Origin of the sequence: Flavobacterium sp. ACN6 (assembly GCF_002304005.1) — a bacterium.
GTDB lineage: Bacteria > Bacteroidota > Bacteroidia > Flavobacteriales > Flavobacteriaceae > Flavobacterium.
The window spans coordinates 382866-403307 of sequence record NZ_MRCQ01000002.1 but is presented as its reverse complement, the minus strand read 5'-3'; the positions used below and the strand labels follow the sequence as shown (position 1 = coordinate 403307).

General features: G+C 35.0%; 16 protein-coding genes. 6 read left to right on the top strand and 10 right to left on the bottom strand.

Translation table 11 applies throughout. From position 1 onward, the window contains the following. Window positions 1-36: 36 nt before the first annotated feature. The 3 genes from BSF42_RS04690 to BSF42_RS04680 form a co-directional block, all read right to left on the bottom strand. On the bottom strand, window positions 37-801 hold the full coding sequence (locus BSF42_RS04690; protein ID WP_095951954.1) for an MBL fold metallo-hydrolase: 765 nt from the start codon (window positions 799-801) through the stop codon (window positions 37-39). An 85-nt stretch (window positions 802-886) separates the two neighbouring features. Continuing rightward, window positions 887-1573, bottom strand: coding sequence for a response regulator transcription factor (locus BSF42_RS04685; protein WP_095951953.1), 687 nt, complete (start codon window positions 1571-1573; stop codon window positions 887-889). Beyond that, on the bottom strand, window positions 1570-2832 hold the full coding sequence (locus BSF42_RS04680; RefSeq protein WP_095951952.1) for a sensor histidine kinase KdpD: 1263 nt from the start codon (window positions 2830-2832) through the stop codon (window positions 1570-1572). The genes BSF42_RS04685 and BSF42_RS04680 overlap by 4 nt, the downstream gene beginning before the upstream one ends. Window positions 2833-2997: 165 nt before the next feature. Between BSF42_RS04680 and BSF42_RS04675 the strand changes: the two genes are divergently transcribed. Together BSF42_RS04675 and BSF42_RS04670 are read left to right on the top strand one after the other, a co-directional pair. Further along, window positions 2998-3414, top strand: coding sequence for a DUF1573 domain-containing protein (locus tag BSF42_RS04675; RefSeq protein WP_095951951.1), 417 nt, complete (start codon window positions 2998-3000; stop codon window positions 3412-3414). 166 nt (window positions 3415-3580) lie between these two features. Further along, a complete protein-coding gene (locus BSF42_RS04670; RefSeq protein WP_095951950.1) occupies window positions 3581-5161 on the top strand; it encodes a murein L,D-transpeptidase in 1581 nt (526 codons plus the stop codon). A 147-nt stretch (window positions 5162-5308) separates the two neighbouring features. Here BSF42_RS04670 and BSF42_RS04665 read toward each other — a convergent pair whose 3' ends face one another. After that, on the bottom strand, window positions 5309-5830 hold the full coding sequence (locus BSF42_RS04665; RefSeq protein ID WP_095951949.1) for a C40 family peptidase: 522 nt from the start codon (window positions 5828-5830) through the stop codon (window positions 5309-5311). A gap of 217 nt (window positions 5831-6047) precedes the next feature. Between BSF42_RS04665 and BSF42_RS04660 the strand changes: the two genes are divergently transcribed. The 4 genes from BSF42_RS04660 to BSF42_RS04645 all read left to right on the top strand — a co-directional run bounded on the left by BSF42_RS04660 (window position 6048) and on the right by BSF42_RS04645 (window position 12485). After that, window positions 6048-7142 (top strand): SGNH/GDSL hydrolase family protein, encoded by a 1095-nt coding sequence (locus BSF42_RS04660; RefSeq protein ID WP_095951948.1) that lies wholly within the window; start codon window positions 6048-6050, stop codon window positions 7140-7142. After that, the gene (locus BSF42_RS04655; protein WP_095951947.1) at window positions 7132-8526 is read left to right on the top strand and encodes a sialate O-acetylesterase; all 1395 of its coding nucleotides are present in this window, start codon (window positions 7132-7134) and stop codon (window positions 8524-8526) included. Before BSF42_RS04660 ends, BSF42_RS04655 begins: the two co-directional genes overlap by 11 nt. A gap of 303 nt (window positions 8527-8829) precedes the next feature. Then, on the top strand, window positions 8830-11127 hold the full coding sequence (gene bglX / locus BSF42_RS04650; protein ID WP_095951946.1) for a beta-glucosidase BglX: 2298 nt from the start codon (window positions 8830-8832) through the stop codon (window positions 11125-11127). A 401-nt stretch (window positions 11128-11528) separates the two neighbouring features. Continuing rightward, the gene (locus BSF42_RS04645) at window positions 11529-12485 is read left to right on the top strand and encodes an aldo/keto reductase (protein ID WP_095951945.1); all 957 of its coding nucleotides are present in this window, start codon (window positions 11529-11531) and stop codon (window positions 12483-12485) included. An 83-nt stretch (window positions 12486-12568) separates the two neighbouring features. Here the strand turns inward: BSF42_RS04645 and BSF42_RS04640 are convergent, their stop codons facing one another. The 6 genes from BSF42_RS04640 to BSF42_RS04615 all read right to left on the bottom strand — a co-directional run bounded on the left by BSF42_RS04640 (window position 12569) and on the right by BSF42_RS04615 (window position 20428). Next, window positions 12569-14563: a glycoside hydrolase family 97 protein gene (locus tag BSF42_RS04640; protein WP_253250978.1), complete on the bottom strand. Its 1995-nt coding sequence runs from the start codon at window positions 14561-14563 to the stop codon at window positions 12569-12571. Between the two features lie 131 nt (window positions 14564-14694). Next, complete coding sequence (locus BSF42_RS04635; protein ID WP_095951944.1) at window positions 14695-15981, bottom strand: cellulase family glycosylhydrolase; 1287 nt, start codon at window positions 15979-15981, stop codon at window positions 14695-14697. Between the two features lie 54 nt (window positions 15982-16035). Beyond that, window positions 16036-16584, bottom strand: a complete 549-nt coding sequence (locus tag BSF42_RS04630) for a hypothetical protein (protein ID WP_141248429.1) — start codon at window positions 16582-16584, stop codon at window positions 16036-16038. Between the two features lie 35 nt (window positions 16585-16619). Then, entirely contained in the window at window positions 16620-17810 is a 1191-nt protein-coding gene (locus BSF42_RS04625; RefSeq protein WP_095951942.1) for an AGE family epimerase/isomerase, read from the bottom strand. 6 nt (window positions 17811-17816) lie between these two features. After that, the gene (locus BSF42_RS04620) at window positions 17817-19007 is read right to left on the bottom strand and encodes a glycosidase (RefSeq protein WP_095951941.1); all 1191 of its coding nucleotides are present in this window, start codon (window positions 19005-19007) and stop codon (window positions 17817-17819) included. A gap of 29 nt (window positions 19008-19036) precedes the next feature. Beyond that, window positions 19037-20428 (bottom strand): MFS transporter, encoded by a 1392-nt coding sequence (locus BSF42_RS04615; protein ID WP_095951940.1) that lies wholly within the window; start codon window positions 20426-20428, stop codon window positions 19037-19039. Window positions 20429-20442 lie beyond the last annotated feature (14 nt).

Below are 20442 nucleotides of genomic sequence, written 5' to 3'. Positions count from 1 at the left end.
CTAAATGATTCTTGTTTTCAAAAAATTACTTTAGAATTAGTATTCAATACATTCTCCGTCATTTGGCACAACGGTTTTACTCAAAAGACCGTGATCTGAAAGCTCATTTTTTAGTTGTAATCTGGTCGTTGGACAATGGTTTAAGGCTTCTAGATGATTGGCAAAAACTTTTCCAGGTGCAAGTGTCGTAAATTTTAAAATGTCATCCATTCGCATTAATAACGGCTGACCAAAATCTAATCTTGCAGTACCACAAGCAACAATCGAAATATCGGGTTTGAATTGCGTTAAAACTTTTTCGACATGTTCTGTAAAAACAGTATCGGAGCTAATATAAATTGATTTTTGATCTTCCAGTTCAATATGAAAACCCATTACATTTCCCATCAGTTTGGCGATAAAACCATAACCATGAATGGCAGGAATTCCAGTTATTTTTCCATCTAAAAATTTTTGAGGTTCCCAATATTCTAAAGTTTGAATAACGCTGAGTCCTCTCTGAAGAAGTGCTTTTTCGTCTTTTGCACTGCAGATTACAGGAACACTTTTTCGGCGCAAAAATACCTCGCCAGCTTTATCGATATGATCTGGATGCAAATGTGTAATTAAACAATGCGTGACACGGCTTAATATTTCACGGCTGTTTTTTGGCAGCGCTACCAGCGGATTTCGTTTTGGCTTATATCTGAAAATGGTAAAAGGCGGAATCGTTTTTCTTTTGCCTAACATTGGATCCACTAAAATAACATGCTTTTCTGTTTCAATCACCAAAGTGGCATTTCGCAAATGATGTAATTTCATATCGAGGAAATTTAGATATTAAAAATACAAAGTTTTTTGAAATTCTATTTACAGATTTTTCTTTATTTTTAGCAGAATTTTTATTCTATCCAATAGAAAATCTAAAACCAATTCCGTGGAGGTTTTCTATCGAAATTCCCTCTTCATTTGCCAATATTTTGCGGAGGCGTGAAATAAAAACATCCAGACTTCTTCCCATAAAATAGTCGTCTGTTCCCCACAAAGAAGTTAAAATTTGTTCGCGCTTTAAAACCGAATTTTTATGATCTAGAAAAAGTTTTAATAATTCGGCTTCGCGCTGCGTAAGTCCAACCTTTTCTTCATCATTAAAAAGAATAAAATTTTTGGTGTCAAATTGGTATTTTCCAACTTCGTAAATCGTTTTTAACGCTGGAATATTTTTCTGCGAACGTTTTAAGAAAATTTCAATTTTCAAAAGTAATTCTTCTATGCTAAAAGGTTTTACCAAATAATCATCAGCTCCTAAACGAAGCCCTTTAATTCTGTCTTCTTTTAAAGTTTTGGCCGAAAGAAAAATAATAGGAATATCAAGATCGATTTTTCTCACAGCTGCAGCCAAATCAAAACCATCCATCTTTGGCATCATAATATCAAAAATGCAGATATCGAAATCTTCTTCTTCAAAAATTTCTAACGCCGATTTCCCGTCAGAACAGTGAATTACTTCATAGTTATTCTGTTCCAAATTGTCTTTGGTTAGAAACGCAAGAGTTTCGTCATCTTCGGCATATAATATTTTAAAAGTTTTCATTTTTTTAAAGGAATTGATAAGGTTATTGTTATGCCTTTTTCAACATTATTTTCGGCTTTTATTTTCCAGTTCTGCAGTGAGCAGATTTCCTTTACATAATATAAACCGAGACCAAAACCGTTTACTTCGTTGCTTTTTTCATTTTGAACTCTGTAAAACTTATCAAAGATAAAAGATATTTTTTTAGGAGTAATCCCAATTCCATTATCAATAAACTCAAGTTTTAAACAATTTTTTTCTTCCGAAATTTTAATCTTGATATCTGGTTTTTCATTACAATATTTTACAGCATTATCCAATAAATTATAAACTAGATTGGCAAAATGGAAAGCATCGGTTTCTACTAAATAATCATTAGATAAAGTTTCAATTGTAAAAACGGCTTCGGGATATTTTAATTTGATATTTGAAATAGCTTCTTCAATTATCGGAACAATTACAATACTTTCCTTTTTAAGCTCTAACGGAGTATAATCTGACTTTGCAATGTTTAGAATCTTTTCAATATGACCGTTTAACTTATTTCCTTGATTAATAATAATATCGGTATAAGTAAAGAGTTTTTTATCTTCTTTAATCGGTTTTTGCTCAATTAAATATTTAGAAGCAATTAAAATGGAAGCCAACGGCGTTTTGAATTCATGCGTCATATTGTTAATGAAATCACGCTGTAATTCTGAATATTTTTTTTGCTGTAAAAGTTTAAAAATAGAATAAACGTAAATCAGCAAAATCAGAATCAATGCGGTTGAAAGGATAAACCAAAAACGCATGGAACTAAATAAATAAGTAGTTTCATTTGGGAAACGAACCGCGAAATAATAAACTAGATTTTTATGTTTCGGAAAGTAAACGCTTTTTTTACATTTCTCTTTTTTAGAGAGCGAAATATAGTCACCATAAATCATTTCGTCGCTTTGGCAATTGTACATTGCGTATTCGAAATCGGTCGTAATATTCATTTTTTTGAATTCCGTTTTTAGATAAAATTCTAAAATATCGGGTTCAAATTCATTATCTATATTAACGATATAATAATCGTCTGATACTTTCTGAACTGGATTTTGAACAGGCAGTTCGTGATTTGTTCCTTCGTATAATTTTTTAGCTACCTCCAATAAAGCAAAGTGTGCTTTTTGGCTTAGTTTTTTTTGTTCGATCGTAAAAGCCTCTTTTGTCCATAACAATTGCGCCACCAAAATACTGATAATGGCTACCAATCCTAAGAGAATGATGCTGTTGAGTTTATTAATTTTCAAGAATAACGAATTTTAAAAGTGTAATATTAAGCAATTTTACCCTGAAAATAAGCGATTAACAAGTCATTAACAAACATTTGAAAGCGGTTAACAGCCATTTCATTTTGTCTGAAATACCTTTGTAATATCAAAATTGAACTATAAACCATTTTAAATATATCCGTTATGAAAATGATCAAAATTTCGATGTTAGCTTTGGCTTTAGGCCTTATGTCTTTTTCGGCAATTGCTCCAGTACAATCTTTAGTTTCAGAAACTAAAATTTCAGAAATTGCAGCGTCTGCAATTGTTTGGAAAGCAGAAACAATTGATGTAGGACAAATTCCGCAGGGAACTCCAAAAGCAATCGTTTACGAATTTAAAAATACAGGAAAAACTGCTGTAGTTATTACAAACGTGCAAGGATCTTGCGGTTGTACTGCAACAGATTATACAAAAGAACCAATTCAGCCAGGGAAATCTGCAAAAGTTACTGCAACATATAATGCTGCTAACAAAGGTGCTTTTACAAAAACAGTTACTGTAACAACAAGTGCAGAAACAACACCAAAAATCCTTACTTTAAAAGGTACAGTTATCTAAGAATTTTAATAGGTTGGTTATATGGCAAGCTCCAGACTAGAAATTGTTTGGAGCTTTTTTTTTGATGTTAATCACTTTTGAATCACCAAAAAAACAGAAATAAGATTTGTTTTTGAAGATTTTGATTTAACAGAATTTTTTCTACTTTTAATAAAAAATTCTACGTATGAAAATTTGGTATTCGCCTATAATTGCAGTGGTTCTTTTTACGGTTTTTTCGTGTAATTCTAAAGCCGATAAAAAAGAGGAAAATTCAATAAAAACAGTTGAAAAAATTCCAGAATTAAAATTAACGATCGACAGCTCCCGTGTTTCTAAATTTTATGAAAGTTACCCTAAACTTTCTAAGTTTAAAAACGACGTTACTTCTTTATATCAAAAAAATAAGTCGACTCAGTTGTGGCAGGACAATAAAGGAGTTGTAGAATTTGGGAATACTTTATTCAACCAATATAAAAATTTAGAGCAGGAAGGTTTAAAAGCCAATTATCCATATAAAGAAGAATTGAATGCTGTTTTTGAAAATAATCCAGCCAAAAAGCTTTCTAAAGAAGATACCGATTTACTGCTTTCTAATTTATATTACTATTACGCAGAAAAAGTTTATGCAGGTTTTGATGAAAAAACAAGCATTTCCTTAGAATGGCTTTTACCTCGCAAAAAATTTAATTACCAAGTGCTTTCAGATTCTATTTTTAAAAAGTCAACGATTCTTGATGATAAAAAAAGAAAAATGTTCAGCCAGTATTATAAATTGCGCGACGCCTTAAAAGAATATAGAGAAATAGAGAAAAAAGGCGGCTGGAAAACAATTGAAGCAGGCGAAGATTATAAAAGTTTAAAAGTTGGTGATTCATCAAATGTTGTCGCTCAAATTAGAGAAAGACTCTTTGTTACAAAAGATTTAAAGGAAGATACTAAAAGTGCAGTTTGTGATACGGTTTTAATTAAAGCCATGAAAAACTACGAATTACGTCATGGTTATGCTCCAAAAAACACCATTTTGTTAGAACATATTACCGACTTGAATATTCCGGTTTCAGAAAGAATAAAAACAATTATCGCCAATATGGAACGCTGCAGATGGATCGATCCTGAATTGGAAAAAGGAAAAAAGTACATCGAAGTTAATATTCCAGAATTTAAATTGTATTTAATTGAAGATGGAAAAATTGCTTTTACATCGGCAGTTGTTGTGGGAAGAGCAATGACCAAAACAGTTATTTTCAGCGGGATGATGAACAATATTGTTTTTAGTCCGTATTGGAATGTGCCGCCAAGTATTATCAAATCTGAGATAAAACCTGGAATGGCAAAAGATAAAAACTATCTGCAAAAGAAAAATCTAGAATGGAATAACGGCGCGGTTCGTCAGCTTCCTGGAAAAAATAATTCATTGGGATTAGTGAAGTTTTTATTCCCAAATTCAAGCAATATTTATTTGCACGATACACCATCAAAAAGTTTGTTTGAAAGAGAAAGCAGGGCTTTCAGCCACGGTTGTGTACGTGTAGCGAAACCTCGTGAATTAGCGATCGAATTACTAAAACCAGATCCATCTTGGACACCCGCGCGTATCGATAAAGCCATGCATGCGGGCAAAGAAAGCTGGTATACGTTGAAGAAAAAAGTTCCAGTTTATATTGGCTATTTTACGGCTTGGGTAGACCGTGACGGAAATGTAAATTTCTATAAAGACATTTACGGAAGAGATGAAAGTCTTATCAAATTATTGACTGAAGAATAGAAAATGAATTTCACGCAGATTTGGCAGATTAAAGCAGATTTAATTAGATTTTTTACACTTTGTAAATAAATAAATCTGCGTGTATCTGCTTAAATCTTTTTAAAACTGCGTGAAAATAAATTTAATGGAAACGGCAAAAAAAAAAAACTATTTAGACAAAACATCAATACATTTATAAAAACGTTTGGTATAATGTTCCGTATCAAGCGCTGTAATGGTAACTTGCTGCGCTTTTCCAGATGATGCATGAATGAATTTAGAATGCATTCCGTTGGCTTCGCAAATAATTCCGAGGTGGCCAATAGCCGTTCTGTCTTTATAACCGTAAAAGACCAAAATATCTCCCACTTTAAAATCTTCAGGTTTAAGAGCAGTTCCTAAATTCTTATAACCGCTTGAACTTCTAGGTAAAGTCAGTCCAAAATTACTGTATACATAACTCACAAAACCAGAACAGTCAAACCCTTTTTTGGGATTACTGCTGGCGTAGACGTAAGGCGTTCCCAAATATTTTTTAGCATAAACAATAATCGAATCACGGTTAATTTCGGCGCTGATTTCGGTGCGAGTTTTATTAATTGTGACTTTGTTTTGTTTTTCTTCTTTTTTACAAGTAAAAGAAAAAAGTAAAACAACAGAAAGCAGTAATGTATAGCGGAATGATTTCATTTTTTGCAGGTAAGAAAATGTTTAAACGATAAAGATAGGTGGTAAATTGCAGATTCAAGATATTAATTTTTTATAAAATGTAAGAATTAACATCTGTAAGACTTTGAATGATGTGTTTATGTGGTGTTTTTTTATTGCTTTTTGATATTTTAGTATCTTTCTGTCTACTTCATTTCAAATATATTTGTGAATCGTATTTATATTTAACAAATAAATTATGTTTCTCAAAAAAATAGCTCTTTTAATTTCGTTTTTGCTGCTTTCGATTGTTTCGACTGCACAAACTCAGAATTCAAGTAAAACTTTTTTATATCAAGGCCGAATCGATAAACTTCAAAATGAAAATGTCATTTTGATCGGAACGGCCTCTTCTGTATCTTTCAATTTTACAGGAAATGAATGTTCAATTTCACTTCAAAGCGTTGATTCTTATGAACATCATAATTATGTGTCTTTAGTTTTGGATGGGAAATATCTTGGAAAAATCAAAATAGAAAAAGGAGCTGCACAATCGTTTCCAATAAAAGTTACTTCAAATAAAAAAGAACATCGTTTAGATATTTACAAAAATACAGAAGCGCAAAGCGGTAATATTTTGTTTGCTGGAACAACGGCAAAACTCACTTCCATTTCTTTCAAGAAGAAAAAGAAAATAGAATTTATTGGCGATTCTATTACTTGCGGCGCAGCCAGTGATTCTGTGGATTGCGATAAAGGCGAATACCACGATCATCATAACGGATATTATGCCTATGGACCTATACTTTCGAGAGAAATTGATGTGAATTATTTAGTAAGCTCGGTTTCAGGAATAGGAATGTACCGTAACTGGAATGATGAAAACAAAGACGAAGCCATAATGCCGGATGTTTATCAAAATTTATATTTGACAAAAGATAAATCAAAACCAAAATATGATTTTGCTTTTGAGCCCGACATTATAAGTATTGCTTTAGGAACCAATGATTTTTCTGGTGGAGACGGAAAAAAAGAGCGCCTGCCTTTTAATCCTGAAAAGTATATTTCGAATTACATCAACTTCATAAAAATGCTGTACGAACATAATCCGAATGCGCAGATTGTGATCACAAACAGTCCGATGGTTGGCGGCGATAGAGGAGTTGTTTTTGAAGATTGTTTAAATAAAGTGAAAGCAGCATTTGATACTGATAAAACACACAAAACAATTCAGATTTTCAAATTTAAGCCGATGACTCCAAAAGGTTGTTTAGGGCATCCAGACGTTGCAGATCAAAAAGTTATGGCTGATCAGTATGCTCCGTTTTTAAAAAAGCTGCTAAATGAAAAATAATATTTTTAAGTTTGTTTTCTTTCTATTGATTTCCAGTACTATGATGGCAAACGTTTCGCTTCCGAATATTTTTAGTGACAATATGGTTTTACAGCGCAACTCTGAAGTGAAAATTTGGGGTTGGGCCAATCCGAAAGAAGAAATTAAATTGGTTTCTGGATGGAACGATCAAGAATATAAAACCGTGGCCAATAATCAGGCGAAATGGGAAATCACTGTTAAAACACCAGAAGCGGGCGGACCTTTTACCATTTCTATAAAAGGATATAATGAAGTGGTTTTAAAAAATATTTTAATTGGAGAAGTCTGGCTTTGTTCTGGACAATCGAACATGGAAATGTCGGCAAGCTGGGGAATTGACGATGGAGAAGAGGAAGCAAAAAATGCTGCAAATCCGAATATTCGTTTTTTTACGGTTCCGAAATTAACAGCTGAAAGTCCGCAGAATAATTTATTGGGAAACTGGACAGAATCTACTCCCGAATCGATGAAAAATTTCAGTGCTGTTGGTTATTTTTTTGCTAAACGCCTTCGCGATGATTTAAAAAATGTTCCAATCGGATTGATTTCTTCAAACTGGGGTGGCACTCCAGCCGAAATCTGGATGCCTGAAAAAGTTGTTAATGACGATCCTATTTTATTAGAAAATGCTAAAAAACTAAACGAACAAGAATACGGACCAAGACAGCCGGGTCGTGCTTACAATGCCATGATTTATCCAATTATTGGATTTAAAATTGCTGGAACGCTTTGGTATCAGGGAGAATCGAATGTTGGTTCTTTGGTTTATGATAAAACTTTAGGTGCTTTAATCACATCATGGAGAAAAGAATGGAAGGATGATTTCCCTTTTTATTATGTTCAAATTGCGCCTTTTAAAACGGGAACAAACAATTTTTCAAATGTAACGGTTAGAGATTCTCAAAGAAAATTATTAAAAGAAGTTTCAAAAACGGGAATGGTTGTTATCAGCGATATTTCGGATACGATTGATATTCATCCTAAAAATAAAAAATCGGTTGGAATTCGTCTGGCTAATTTGGCTTTGGCAGTAACCTATCCCGAAGCGTCGGGATTAAATTCAAATTTGGTTAACGGACCACTTTTTAAAGCAATTAAAGTAGAGAAAAATAAAGTGGTAGTTTCTTTTGATTATGCTGAGGGATTGTATTTTAAAGACAAAAAATCAAATCAATTTGAAGTGGCTGGAGCCGATGGAGTTTTCTATCCGGCTGAAGCTTTGATTAAAAATAATGAAGTGATTTTGACCAGTAAAAAAGTAGTAAATCCAGCAAAAGTGAGGTTCGCCTGGGGAAATACAACGCAGGCAGATTTGTTTAATAAAGCGAATTTGCCAGCTTCTTGTTTTACGTCAGAATTTTAGATTTTAGATTTTAGATTTTTTTGTCAGGCTGAGCGAAGTGGAAGCTAAGAAATTAAGACCCAAAGTTTGTGATCTTTCGTTCCTCAGGATGACAAGATTGTGTTGAAATTGAAAGATCTCGTTACCGTAAATCGCGTGAGGGATAGAAGTGGAAAGCCCACAGCCTGACGAAGGAAGTGCGAGGACTTGAAGCGGATAGCCCGACCCGCTTTTTCAGCGGGACACGCCCAAAAGAAACTTAGTATCTCAGTCCCGAAGCTTCGGGCTAGCATCTTTTTTTTAAAAACTAACTAAACCACACATATGAAAAATAAAAAAATAATAACTATTGGGGTTTTTGCCCTTTTTACTGTTGGAAATATGAATGCACAAAAAAAGCCGTATCTGGATAAAAATAAAACTGTTGAGCAGCGTATAGATTTGCTTTTACCGTTAATGACGCTGGAAGAAAAGGTAGGACAGATGAACCAATACAACGGTTTTTGGGATGTAACGGGGCCGGCTCCAAAAGGCGGATCAGCTGAATTGAAATACGAACATTTAAGAAAAGGACTAGTTGGTTCGATGCTGACAGTTCGCGGGGTGAAAGAAGTTCGTGCCGTACAGAAAATTGCGGTGGAAGAAACGCGTTTGGGAATTCCGTTAATTATTGGGTTTGACGTAATACATGGTTATAAAACGTTAAGTCCGATTCCGTTGGCAGAAGCTGCGAGCTGGGATTTGGAAGCGATTAAAAAGTCGGCAGCTATTGCGGCTGATGAAGCTTCGGCATCTGGAATTAACTGGACTTTTGGCCCGAATGTCGATGTGGCAAATGATGCGCGCTGGGGACGTGTGATGGAGGGTGCGGGTGAAGATCCGTATTTAGGAAGTAAAGTGGGATATGCGCGAGTAAAAGGTTTTCAGGGAGAAACTGTTGCAGATCTTCAAAAAGTAAATACGATTGCGGCTTGTGCAAAACATTTTGCAGCTTACGGTTATGTCGAGGCTGGATTGGAATATAATATTGTAGATATCAGTAATTCTAAATTGTATAATTCGGTTTTACCGCCTTTTGAAGCAACGGTAGAAGCTGGAGTTCGTACGTTTATGAATTCGTTTAATACCCTAAATGGCGTTCCTGCGACTGGAAATGCTTTTTTACAAAGAGATATTTTGAAAGGAAAATGGAAGTTTGACGGATTTGTAATTTCTGATTATGCTTCGGTTCGCGAAATGATTGCACACGGTTACGCAAAAGACGAAGCCGACGCCACTGCAAAAGCGGTAATTGCGGGTTCTGATATGGATATGGAATCGTATTTGTATGTTGCGAAATTGGTTGATTTAGTAAAAACCGGAAAAGTAAAAGAGGCTTTGGTTGATGATGCTGTTCGTAGAATTCTTCGTGTAAAATTTGAGTTAGGATTATTTGATGATCCGTACCGATATTGCGATGAAAAACGTGAAAAAGAAGTTGTGGGAAGTAAAGCCAACAACGAAGGCGTTTTGGACATGGCGAAAAAATCAATCGTTTTATTGAAAAACGAAAAGAATTTATTGCCGTTAAAAAAATCAGGACAGAAAATTGCTTTGATTGGCGCTTTGGCAAATGATAAAAACAGTCCGTTGGGAAGCTGGAGAATTGCGGCTTCTGATGATACTGCGGTTTCTGTTTTAGAGGGAATGCAGCAATACAAAGACAATCAGCTGACGTTTGAAAAAGGAGTTGATTTATTGAAACAAAAAGCAACGTTTTTAACTGAGACAGTTTTTAATACTACAGATAAAAGCGGATTTGAAGCAGCAAAAAAAGCAGCCAAAAATGCCGATGTTGTGGTAATGGTTTTAGGGGAATACGGTTTTCAAAGCGGTGAGGGAAGAAGCAGAACAGATCTGAATCTGCCAGGATTGCAGCAGGAATTATTAGAGGAAATTTACAAAGTGAATCCGAATGTAGTTTTGGTTTTAAATAACGGTCGTCCGTTGAGTATTCCGTGGGCAGCAGGAAATGTACCAGCAATTGTTGAGGCTTGGCATTTGGGAACGCAGACTGGAAATGCGGTTGCACAGGTTTTATACGGTGATTATAACCCAAGTGGAAAACTGCCTATGTCATTTCCTAGAAATGTGGGTCAGGTGCCGATTTATTATAACAAATACAGTACAGGAAGACCAATTGACAGTGATAAAAACGTTTTTTGGTCGCATTATATGGATGTGGAAAAAACGCCTCAGTTTCCGTTTGGTTTTGGTTTGAGTTATACCAAATTTGATTATAAAGACTTGAAGATAAATAAAACTGCTTTTGCAAAAGGAGAAAAAGTTCAGGTTAGTATTGCCGTTACAAACTCTGGAAACTACGACGGAAAAGAAGTTGTGCAATTGTATATTCATGATGAATTTGCAAGTATCATTCGCCCAATAAAAGAATTAAAAGGCTTTGAATTGGTGAATTTGAAGAAAGGAGAAACTAAAACTGTTTCTTTTACATTGACTGACAAGGAACTTGGTTTTTATGACAACGATGGGAATTATTTAGTTGAACCTGGAACTTTTAAAATCATGGTTGGAGGAAGCTCTGATAAAGGTTTGGAAAGTGGTTTTGAGATAAAAGAATAGGTTTTTTTGAGGTGCAAAGTTGCAGAGGTTCAAAGAAGCAAAGGTTTTTTTTGCCACGAATTCACGAATTGATTGTTTAAAAAATTGTGAATTGCTTCGCTAGTTTGCTATCGCTTGGGTCGTGGTGATTTATAATTTATGCATAGCCCCTAGCTTTAGCTAGGGGAATACGATTGGATCAAAAAAGGGCTTTAGCCAAACTTTACAGGTTTGGCTAAAGCCCTTTGGTTTGCGTTTATATCTCCATCCAGCTAAAGCTGGACGCTATTCATTTTAAAACTTAAATAACTTTGCTCCCAAAGGCTCGGGACTGCGCCTTTGCGAGATTAAAAAAAAGCAACTTTATTTATTACTTTTTTTTACCTTTAAAACCTATTAAACTATAACCTTAAACTAAAACAATGAAATATAACAGATGTGGAAAAAGCGGGTTATTGTTACCTGAAATTTCTTTAGGATTATGGCATAACTTCGGATCTGTAGATAATTTTGATAATGCCGAAAGTATTGCTGTAGAGGCTTTTGATAAAGGAATCACCCATTTTGATCTGGCCAATAATTACGGGCCGGTTCCGGGTTCTGCAGAAACTAATTTTGGTAAAATTCTCTGGCATAATTTTCAGGGAAATCTGCGTGATGAAATCATCATTTCGACAAAAGCCGGCTACACCATGTGGGATGGACCTTATGGAGATTGGGGTTCTCGTAAATACTTATTATCCAGTTTAGACCAGAGTTTAAAGAGAATGAAAGTCGATTATGTCGATATTTTTTATTCACACCGCCCAGATCCCGAAACGCCAATTGAAGAAACCATGCAGGCTTTAGATTACGCCGTAAGAAGCGGCAAAGCTTTGTATGTCGGCATTAGTAATTATTCGGCTGAGCAGACTCGAGCTGCGGTTGATGTTTTGAAACAACTGGGAACGCCGTGTTTGATTCACCAAGCCAAATATTCAATGCTGGAACGCTGGGTAGAAAATGGTTTGTTAGATGTTTTGGAAGAAAAAGGAGTGGGCTGTATCGCCTTTTCGCCTTTGGCACAAGGACTTTTAACAGATAAATATTTAAAGGGAATTCCAGAAAACTCCAGAGCGCATAATCCGAACGGACATTTGAAAGAAGATGAGGTAACGGCAGAAAGAATTCAGAAATTAATGCAGCTGAATGAAATTGCTCAGAATAGAAACCAATCTTTGGCACAAATGGCTTTGGCTTGGCTGCAAAAAGACAAACGAATTACATCGGTTTTAATTGGTGCGAGTTCGGTAAAACAATTGTGTAATAATATTGATTGTTTGGAGAATACTGAATTTTCGCATGATGAATTGAATGCGATTGAAAAGATTTTAGCATAATTTTTTTACCCCTTATATTTTAAACCCGACAGGTTTTTAAAACCTGTCGGGTTTCGAAACGTAAAGAGTACGGATATATCTTTTTATTTTATAATCATCGCCAATCCACCGCCGCTCGCCAAGCGATATTTCAATTTTGTTGTAGAATCAACGGTTACGATTTCTTTTTTATAATCAGTTGCGGCTTTGTCTGCGTTTAAACCATCTAAGAAAACCTCGGCTTGGAATTTTTTGCCTTTTTCAAGGAAAGAAAAGTCAATTGTAATGTCTCTTGAATCCCAATTGGTGATGGCGCCCAAATACCAAATAGTTCCCTTTCTTCTGGCAATAGAAACAAATTTTCCAACTTCACCATCCAAAGCATTAGTTTCATCAAAAGTAGTCGGAACTTTAGCAATAAAATCGGTGCTTTCTTGTGCCGCCATAAAAGCTGTCGGACTGTCGGCCATCATTTGCAAAGGCGCTTCAAAAATAGTGTAAAGTGCCAATTGATGACATCTTGTTCCCTGACTCATCGGATTAGAATGACTTGGTTTGAATTCGCTTTTTGCTGCATTTCGCATCGCACCGGGCGTGTAATCCATCGGACCTGCCATCATTCTGATAAACGGAATTGTAGTATCGTAAAGCGGAACATCATCATTTGCTGTCCATTTATTGTTTTCTAATCCTTTTACGCCTTCAAAATTTAAAATATTGGGATACGTTCGCTGAATTCCGGTAGGTTTGTACATACCGTGAAAATCAATAATCAATTTATGATTGGCTGCTTTTTGTGCAATATCATAAACCGAATTCACCATTTTAGCATCGTCACGATCTATAAAATCCACTTTAAAACCTTTCACTCCCAATTGGGCATAATTAGCAAAAACATCTTCGGTATTGTCGTGTATAGCCATCCACGAAGCCCACAAAATAATACCAACGTTTCGTTCTTTCGCGTAGGCGATTAAAGTTTCCAAATCAACATTCGGATTGTGTTTCATAATGTCTGTTTCAATACTCCAGCCTTCATCTAAAACTACATATTCGACTTTATTTTTTGAGGCGAAATCAATATAATATTTATACGTCTGTGTATTAATTCCAGCCTTAAAATCAACATTATAAATATTCCAGTCGTTCCACCAATCCCAAGCTACTTTCCCTGGTTTTATCCAAGAAACATCTTTTATTTTTGAAGGAGAAGCCAATTTCTGGACCATATCGTTATTAGCCAAAGCAGCATCATTTTCAGAAATCACAATTGCTCGCCACGGAAAAGTTCTGGTACCTTTTGTTTTAACCAAATAATCGGCTCTTTCTGTAATCAATTTGTTGAGGTAATTAAATCCGCCGTTGGTTTCCTGAAGAGGATATTTAGAAAAGCGAGATTCAAAACCCGTTTTATTTTTAGTATTGGTGACAAACAATCCCGGATAATCTTCTAAATCAGCTTCCAGAAAAACCGCTTTTTTGTGGTTTTTATAATCAATTAAAAAAGGTAAAAAAGCTAAAGTGTCTTTAGAAAACTCACTTATTTTCTTGTTTTCATAATGCGACTCAAAAGAAGAAATAAATTGGTCTTTCGGATTTCTTAAATCACGAACATAAGGCATTAAAGTATTGTAATCCTGATCAAAATTTAAAACTACTTCTTCATTTTTAACCGTGATATCCTTTTTCTTTTTTGTTATAAAACGGTACGCAGCGCCGTCATCAAAAACGCGATATTCAATACTGAAGTCATTTTTAAAATTAATAGTCAATTGGTTGTAATGGTTTTGAACCGATTTCTTTTTGTACAAAGGGGTTTCAAACGAATTATTTACAGTTTCTTTTTTTGAATTTAAAACAACCGCGTTTTTTCCTAAAACAATATTTCCGTCTAAAGTCATAGCCATTTCTGATGGAGCCAAAATCAAATCGTTTTCATGTGTGATTGTCCAGCTGATTTTATCAGTAACCGAAATCTTAATTTGAATTTTTCCGTATGGAGAATTCATTGTAAAGTCTTGTTTTTTCTGTGCAAAACAGAGGTTTACGAATACCAAACAAAAAAGAATAAATGTATTTTTCATGTTGTGTTTTTTCATCAAGTTTTGATTTTGGTTATTCTGTAGAGACGCACAGCTGTGCGTCTACGCCCAGTTTACGTTGCGTATATTCGTTACGCATAAGACGCACTGCGGTGCGTCTCTACAAAAAACAGGGATGAATAATTTTTTTATTTCTTCAATTCTAAATTGTACTTTTTTACAATTTCAAGAGTCGATTTATCACCATTAAAAACAGAATTTAAACCTTGTGGTTCTTGCGGAGGATCTGTAGTTAAAGGTTCTCCAGGATTCCATTTTCCGTCTGGATGAATTGCTTTTCCTTCACCGCCGTATCCCCAGAAATTTGCTGCTTGCAACGGGCCGCCATTTTTATGACTTTCTAAAACTCTTCCAAAAATGTAACTGTAAAACTGATCGCGATATACAGAAGAAGCGCCTGCATTTAAATTTTCATTTTCTCTTGGCAGGCCAAATTCTTCAATAATAATTGGTCTTTTCAAGTTATTAGCCACCTTAATATGATCGTCAATATATTTTCCTGCATTTTCGATTGTTTTTGGCATAGTAGCTTCAGCATTGTCAGCTTTAAACCAGTTCCAGTTTTTTGGCCAGATGTGCATCGTCAAATAATCGATATTCGGATTTTTGTGCGTTCTTTCGAAAATTTCCATGCTGTCGTTTGAACTGTTTTTTCCTTCAGAACCTGTAGAAACCAAATGATTTTTGTCTAAGCTGGCTATTAAATCGACAATATTGTTCAGCCATTTTGTAAATTTAACTTCATTTTCTACCGTAAAAAGTCTTGGCTCATTTCCAACCTGCCACGACATAATCGTATTATCTTCGTTGTATTTCTTTTTAGAATATGCATTTGTTCTTCCAATAATAAATTTTACGTGATTATTCAAAGCTTCGATACAAGGTTCACAGCTGTGAAATTGTTCTGTGTACGACATAAATTGCGGCCAAGTATTTGGAGCAATATTTGGAACTGGAATCGCACCTTTGCCGTTCCATTCCAGATATTGCGACATTCCGCCAGACCATTCCCAGTTATTCGTTAAATACAAAACCGCATACATATTACGTTTGCTCATTTCGCTGATCAAAAAATCCAAACCATCCAAAAGATCTTCGTCATATTTTCCCTGCTCATACTGCAGAGCCGGACGAACGGTAAAATCGTATTTTCCTCCGTCGGCACCAACTAAAACACGAAGATTATCGATTCCGTTTTTCTTCATAAAATCCAGTTCGCGCAAAAGTCTTTTTCGGTCACCAACTTTTTTAGAAGCCAATAAACTTCCGTACCAATAATTGGTTCCGATATAAGAATACGGTTTGTCACCTTTATAAAATTGCGTTCCTTTTACGGTTATTTTTTCCTGCGCCTGACAAGCAATTGCAGCAAAAATTAAGGCTAGAGAAAGAGTTTTAAGAAATCTGTTTTTCATAATTTATATTTTAAGGACTAAACTTAACAGGTTTTTAAAACCTATTAGGTTTGTTTATTTTGTATTACTATTCAACTTTGAAAATTCTTCTTCAGAAAGCGTTGTTATTTTTACATCATCAAAAAAAACGGTGCCGTTCGTTTGGGCTAAGGCAAGCATTATCCTGATTTTTTTGGCATTAGCCGGAACTTTTAGTGCTTTTTTATAATTAAACCAGTTCGTTGTTCCTTTTGCAACAGCAATTGTTTCGGTGCTTATTTGTTTTTCGGCACTATTTAAAAATTCTAAAATTATGGATGCAGCTTTGTATTCTTCTTTCTGAATTTCAACACCATCTGTTTTCATCCAGACATCACATTCCACAGCAAAAGTGTTTCTGGGAATTATAGCAATTTGATCAAAAGCTCGCCATTCTGCACCAGTATATTGATTGATCAGCGCAGCATTTTTTCCAGATTTTTTATCGTAAATAGAAAGCGCACCATTTTCTTCGCCTCTCCAATTTACAAATTCGTATTCAAAACCTCCGTTTTTGATAAGATTCGTTTGCGCATGTATTGTTGTCATCACAAATACTAAACTTAGAAGTAAAAATTGTTTCATTGGCTAGAAAAAATTAGCGTTAAAAGTGATTAAAATTAATCTTGAATTCTACTCATCAACTCAAGACAGGCGCGTCCGTTATGATAGGGACATTTCCAAAATCCGGCTTTATCTTTTTTCATTACAGAATAATCGTCGTAAATTCCCCAATACCATTCTCCGTTTTGCTGGTCGATCATATATTTTTTTATGAATTTCCAGTTTTTGTAAACAATATCCAGATATTCTTCTTTTCCAGTTAATTGATATGCATTGTAAAAACCAATTAAAGCTTCTGCCTGTGGCCACCAATGTTTTTCGGCAATTAATTCATTTTTCTTTGGATCAAATTCATACCATAATCCGCCGTCAGAATCAAAACCTTCTTTTGTGGCTTCGGCAATTTGGAGAGCGTGTTTTTTATAATTTTCAATCAACGTTTCATTTCCTGAAATTTCAGCACATTGTTGTAAAAGCCAGGCTGCTTCAATATCATGTCCGTATGAAATAACATCGATCTTTTCGTTCCAATTTTCATCAAAAAACAATCGTAAATGACCTGTTTCGGTATTAATGAAATGTTCTTCAATTGTTTCTAATAATTCAACAATATCTTTAAGCAGTTTTTCGTCTTTCCAAACTTTATATAAATTCACATAACCTTCAATAATATGAAGATGTGTATTCATCGTTTTCTTTTCGTTGGCATCTTTTGCACTCAGACGTAAATCTTCAATTGGCTGCCAATCTCTGGTAAAAGCTTCAAAGTATCCTTTGTTTATAGGATCATAGCTGTATTCCTGAATTTTGAAATATAAATTTTTAGCTATTTCTAAAGCTTTTTCTTCTTTTGAAATCGCATAATATTCAGATAAGCCATAAATCGCAAATGCCAATGCATAAATCTGATTTTTGGTGTCTTTTGGAGTTTTATCCTCATTTATACTCCAAAAAAGACCTCCAAATTTAGTGTCATAAAAATTAGAAGAAAGAAATTCAAATGCTCGCGCTGCCAGTTTTTTGTGGTTTTCGTTTTTTGTGGTCTGATAACTGGCAGAGAAAGTCCAAAGGATCCGTGCATTTAAAACCGATCCTTTTTCTGCATTTCCAATAATATGATCTTCAAAATCGATTTGCCCGACAAATCCACCATTTTTATCGTCAACAGTGTGTTCTGACCAATAGTTTAAAATGGAATCGAGTTCTGCGGATAACTCAGATTTTAATAGCTTTCTTTGTAATGACACGATATCTTAAATTGCGTTATTTCTTTCGACTTGATCAATAATTGTTTGTACAGAACCTGCTGAAATAAAAGTATCTGCTGGAGCATTGGTTACATAATCAACAAGTTTTTCAACAGTTGAAACGGCAACATGCATTCTGGTGTCTGATGAGGCGTAATACACATAAACAGTTCCGTTTTCATCTTCAATCCATCCGTTTGAGAATAAAACGTTCGATACATCACCAACTCTTTCGATTCCTTCTGGTCCCATAAAATGTCCCGCCGGAACGTGTGTTACTTTCGAAATATCATTTAGATCGGTCATAAACATATATAGCGTATAACGCAATCCTGCAGCTGTATTACGAACGCCGTGTGCTAAATGCAGCCAGCCTTTTGAAGTTTTTATTGGAGCTGGGCCTAGACCATTTTTCAATTCGTAAATGGTATGATATTGCTTGCCAAAAATGATTTTTTCTTCTTTTACAACAGGATTTGTCATGTCTTCCACGTAACCTAAACCAATTCCGCCGCCGCTTCCTACATCAATAAAACCATCTTGCGGACGTGTGTATAGAGCATATTTTCCGTTTACAAATTCAGGATGTAAAACTACATTTCGCTGTTGTCCCGTATTTGAAATTAAATCTGGAAGTCTTTCCCAGTTTACCAGATCTTTGGAGCGTACAATTCCGGCATTGGCTACAGCCGAACTCGTATCACCTTTTGGAGCTTTCGGGTCTTTTCTTTCTGTACAGAAAATACCGTAAACATAACCGTCTTCGTGGTTGATCAAACGCATGTCGTATACATTTGTATCTGGTTCTTCGGTTTGAGGAATCACGCATGGTTTATCCCAAAACTTGAAATTATCCACTCCGTTTGGACTTTCGGCAATGGCAAAAAATGATTTTCTGTCGATTCCTTCTACACGAACTGCCAATAAATATTTGCCGTTCCATTTCATTGCGCCAGCGTTGAAAGCGGCATTTATTCCGATTCGTTCTTGTAAAAAAGGATTTGTACTTTCGTTAAAGTCAAAACGCCAGTTTAAAGGAATGTGCGCTGCTGTTACTACAGGATTTTTGTAACGGTCATAAATTCCGTTTCCTGCCACTTCTTGTGGTCCGTTTTTTTGTTCAAGAAGTCCTTTATGTTCTTTTTCTAATGCCGATTTTCTTTCTTGAAAAATGGCTGAAGATGTTATCGTTGTCATATAAATTGGTTTCTGTATCCGTACTATTTTTAGTGATTTTGATCTCTTTTTTGGTTTAAATCCTGTTCTATTATTTGTAATTTTTCTTCAGATAATGGATAAAATGCAATAAACGCTACTGATATTGCCGCTGCTATTGCAGGAAGTATACTCAACATTAACTGAATTCCGTTTTGTGCTGTTGCTGTCTGTTCTACATTTGCCTGAAAACCGTAATAACCTAAAAGCCATCCAGCTCCGGCGCCTCCAATTGTCCAGCCAAATTTTTGCGACATTGAGGAAGCAGAAAAAACTAAACCTGTCGCTCTGCGTCCTTGTTTCCATTCTGAATAATCGGCACTGTCTGCGTACATCGACCAGATTAATGGGAAAATACAGCCTGCACAAATACTGATTAAAACTTGGAAAATGAGAATTAATAAAATGTCTTCTTTTCCAAATAAATAGAAAACTAAACTTAGAATTGCAGCCAAAGCCATTGCTCCAAAGAAGGTTTTCTTTTTTCCAATTTTATTAGCAATTGGTGTTGCAATGATTACTCCGATGATGTTTGCTGCTTGCCCTAAAACCAAATAGATTGACGTTGGCGTCATATGAAAATCGGTTCCAAAAAGCGAAAAATCAAAGTTTACGGCACTGCTTACATAATATTTGAAATAATAAACCGCAGCTCCGTCACGTATCGAATTAAAGACTAAAGCTCCAATTCCTGCTCCCAATAAAATCCACCAAGGTTTATTTTTTAAAAGATCGTTTAAATCTTCTTTTAAATTATTCTGCTCATCTGCAATTGGTTTTATTCTTTCTTTTGTGAATAAGAAACAAGCCCAGAAAAATACTGTGGTGATTAGTCCAAAAACGGCAATCGTTGCCAGCCATCCTGTTTTAGAATTTAAGTTTCCGCCGAAATAATTTACCAAAGGTTCAATAAGCCAAAGTGCCAAAAGACTCCCGCCGAAAGCAAAAACCATACGGTAAGAAGAAAGTGTATTTCTTTCTTTTCTATCAGAAGACATTACGCCCAAAAGAGATGCATAAGGAACATTTATTAATGAATAAATCATCATCATTAAGGAATACGTAACGTAGGCATAAATGATTTTACCTTTTTCGTCAAAATCTGGAGTATAAAAAGTTAAAACCCCAATCACAGCAAACGGAATTGCTACCCAAAGTAAATACGGTCTAAATTTTCCCCATTTACTTTTGGTCCTGTCTGCTATAATTCCAACAATAGGGTCAAAGCAGGAATCCCAGATTCGGGTAATTAAAAACATGGTTCCAACTACAGCAGGCGCTAATCCGAAAACATCGGTGTAAAAAAACAACAAATACATACTGAAAATTTTCCAGAACATAGATGAAGCAGCGTCTCCAAGACCGTAACCTATTTTTTCTTTTAAACTAATTTTGTCGTGCATTAGATTTTTTTTAA

Bases quoted from the DNA above. Each gene is read 5' to 3' on its own strand.
- BSF42_RS04635 (WP_095951944.1), bottom strand. From the start codon at position 15,981: ATGAAAAACAGATTTCTTAAAACTCTTTCTCTAGCCTTAATTTTTGCT.
- BSF42_RS04620 (WP_095951941.1), bottom strand. From the start codon at position 19,007: ATGACAACGATAACATCTTCAGCCATTTTTCAAGAAAGAAAATCGGCA.
- BSF42_RS04690 (WP_095951954.1), bottom strand. From the start codon at position 801: ATGAAATTACATCATTTGCGAAATGCCACTTTGGTGATTGAAACAGAA.
- BSF42_RS04630 (WP_141248429.1), bottom strand. From the start codon at position 16,584: ATGAAACAATTTTTACTTCTAAGTTTAGTATTTGTGATGACAACAATA.
- BSF42_RS04660 (WP_095951948.1), top strand. From the start codon at position 6,048: ATGTTTCTCAAAAAAATAGCTCTTTTAATTTCGTTTTTGCTGCTTTCG.
- BSF42_RS04655 (WP_095951947.1), top strand. From the start codon at position 7,132: ATGAAAAATAATATTTTTAAGTTTGTTTTCTTTCTATTGATTTCCAGT.
- BSF42_RS04665 (WP_095951949.1), bottom strand. From the start codon at position 5,830: ATGAAATCATTCCGCTATACATTACTGCTTTCTGTTGTTTTACTTTTT.
- bglX (WP_095951946.1), top strand. From the start codon at position 8,830: ATGAAAAATAAAAAAATAATAACTATTGGGGTTTTTGCCCTTTTTACT.
- BSF42_RS04685 (WP_095951953.1), bottom strand. From the start codon at position 1,573: ATGAAAACTTTTAAAATATTATATGCCGAAGATGACGAAACTCTTGCG.
- BSF42_RS04675 (WP_095951951.1), top strand. From the start codon at position 2,998: ATGAAAATGATCAAAATTTCGATGTTAGCTTTGGCTTTAGGCCTTATG.
- BSF42_RS04670 (WP_095951950.1), top strand. From the start codon at position 3,581: ATGAAAATTTGGTATTCGCCTATAATTGCAGTGGTTCTTTTTACGGTT.
- BSF42_RS04640 (WP_253250978.1), bottom strand. From the start codon at position 14,563: ATGAAAAAACACAACATGAAAAATACATTTATTCTTTTTTGTTTGGTA.
- BSF42_RS04645 (WP_095951945.1), top strand. From the start codon at position 11,529: ATGAAATATAACAGATGTGGAAAAAGCGGGTTATTGTTACCTGAAATT.
- BSF42_RS04615 (WP_095951940.1), bottom strand. From the start codon at position 20,428: ATGCACGACAAAATTAGTTTAAAAGAAAAAATAGGTTACGGTCTTGGA.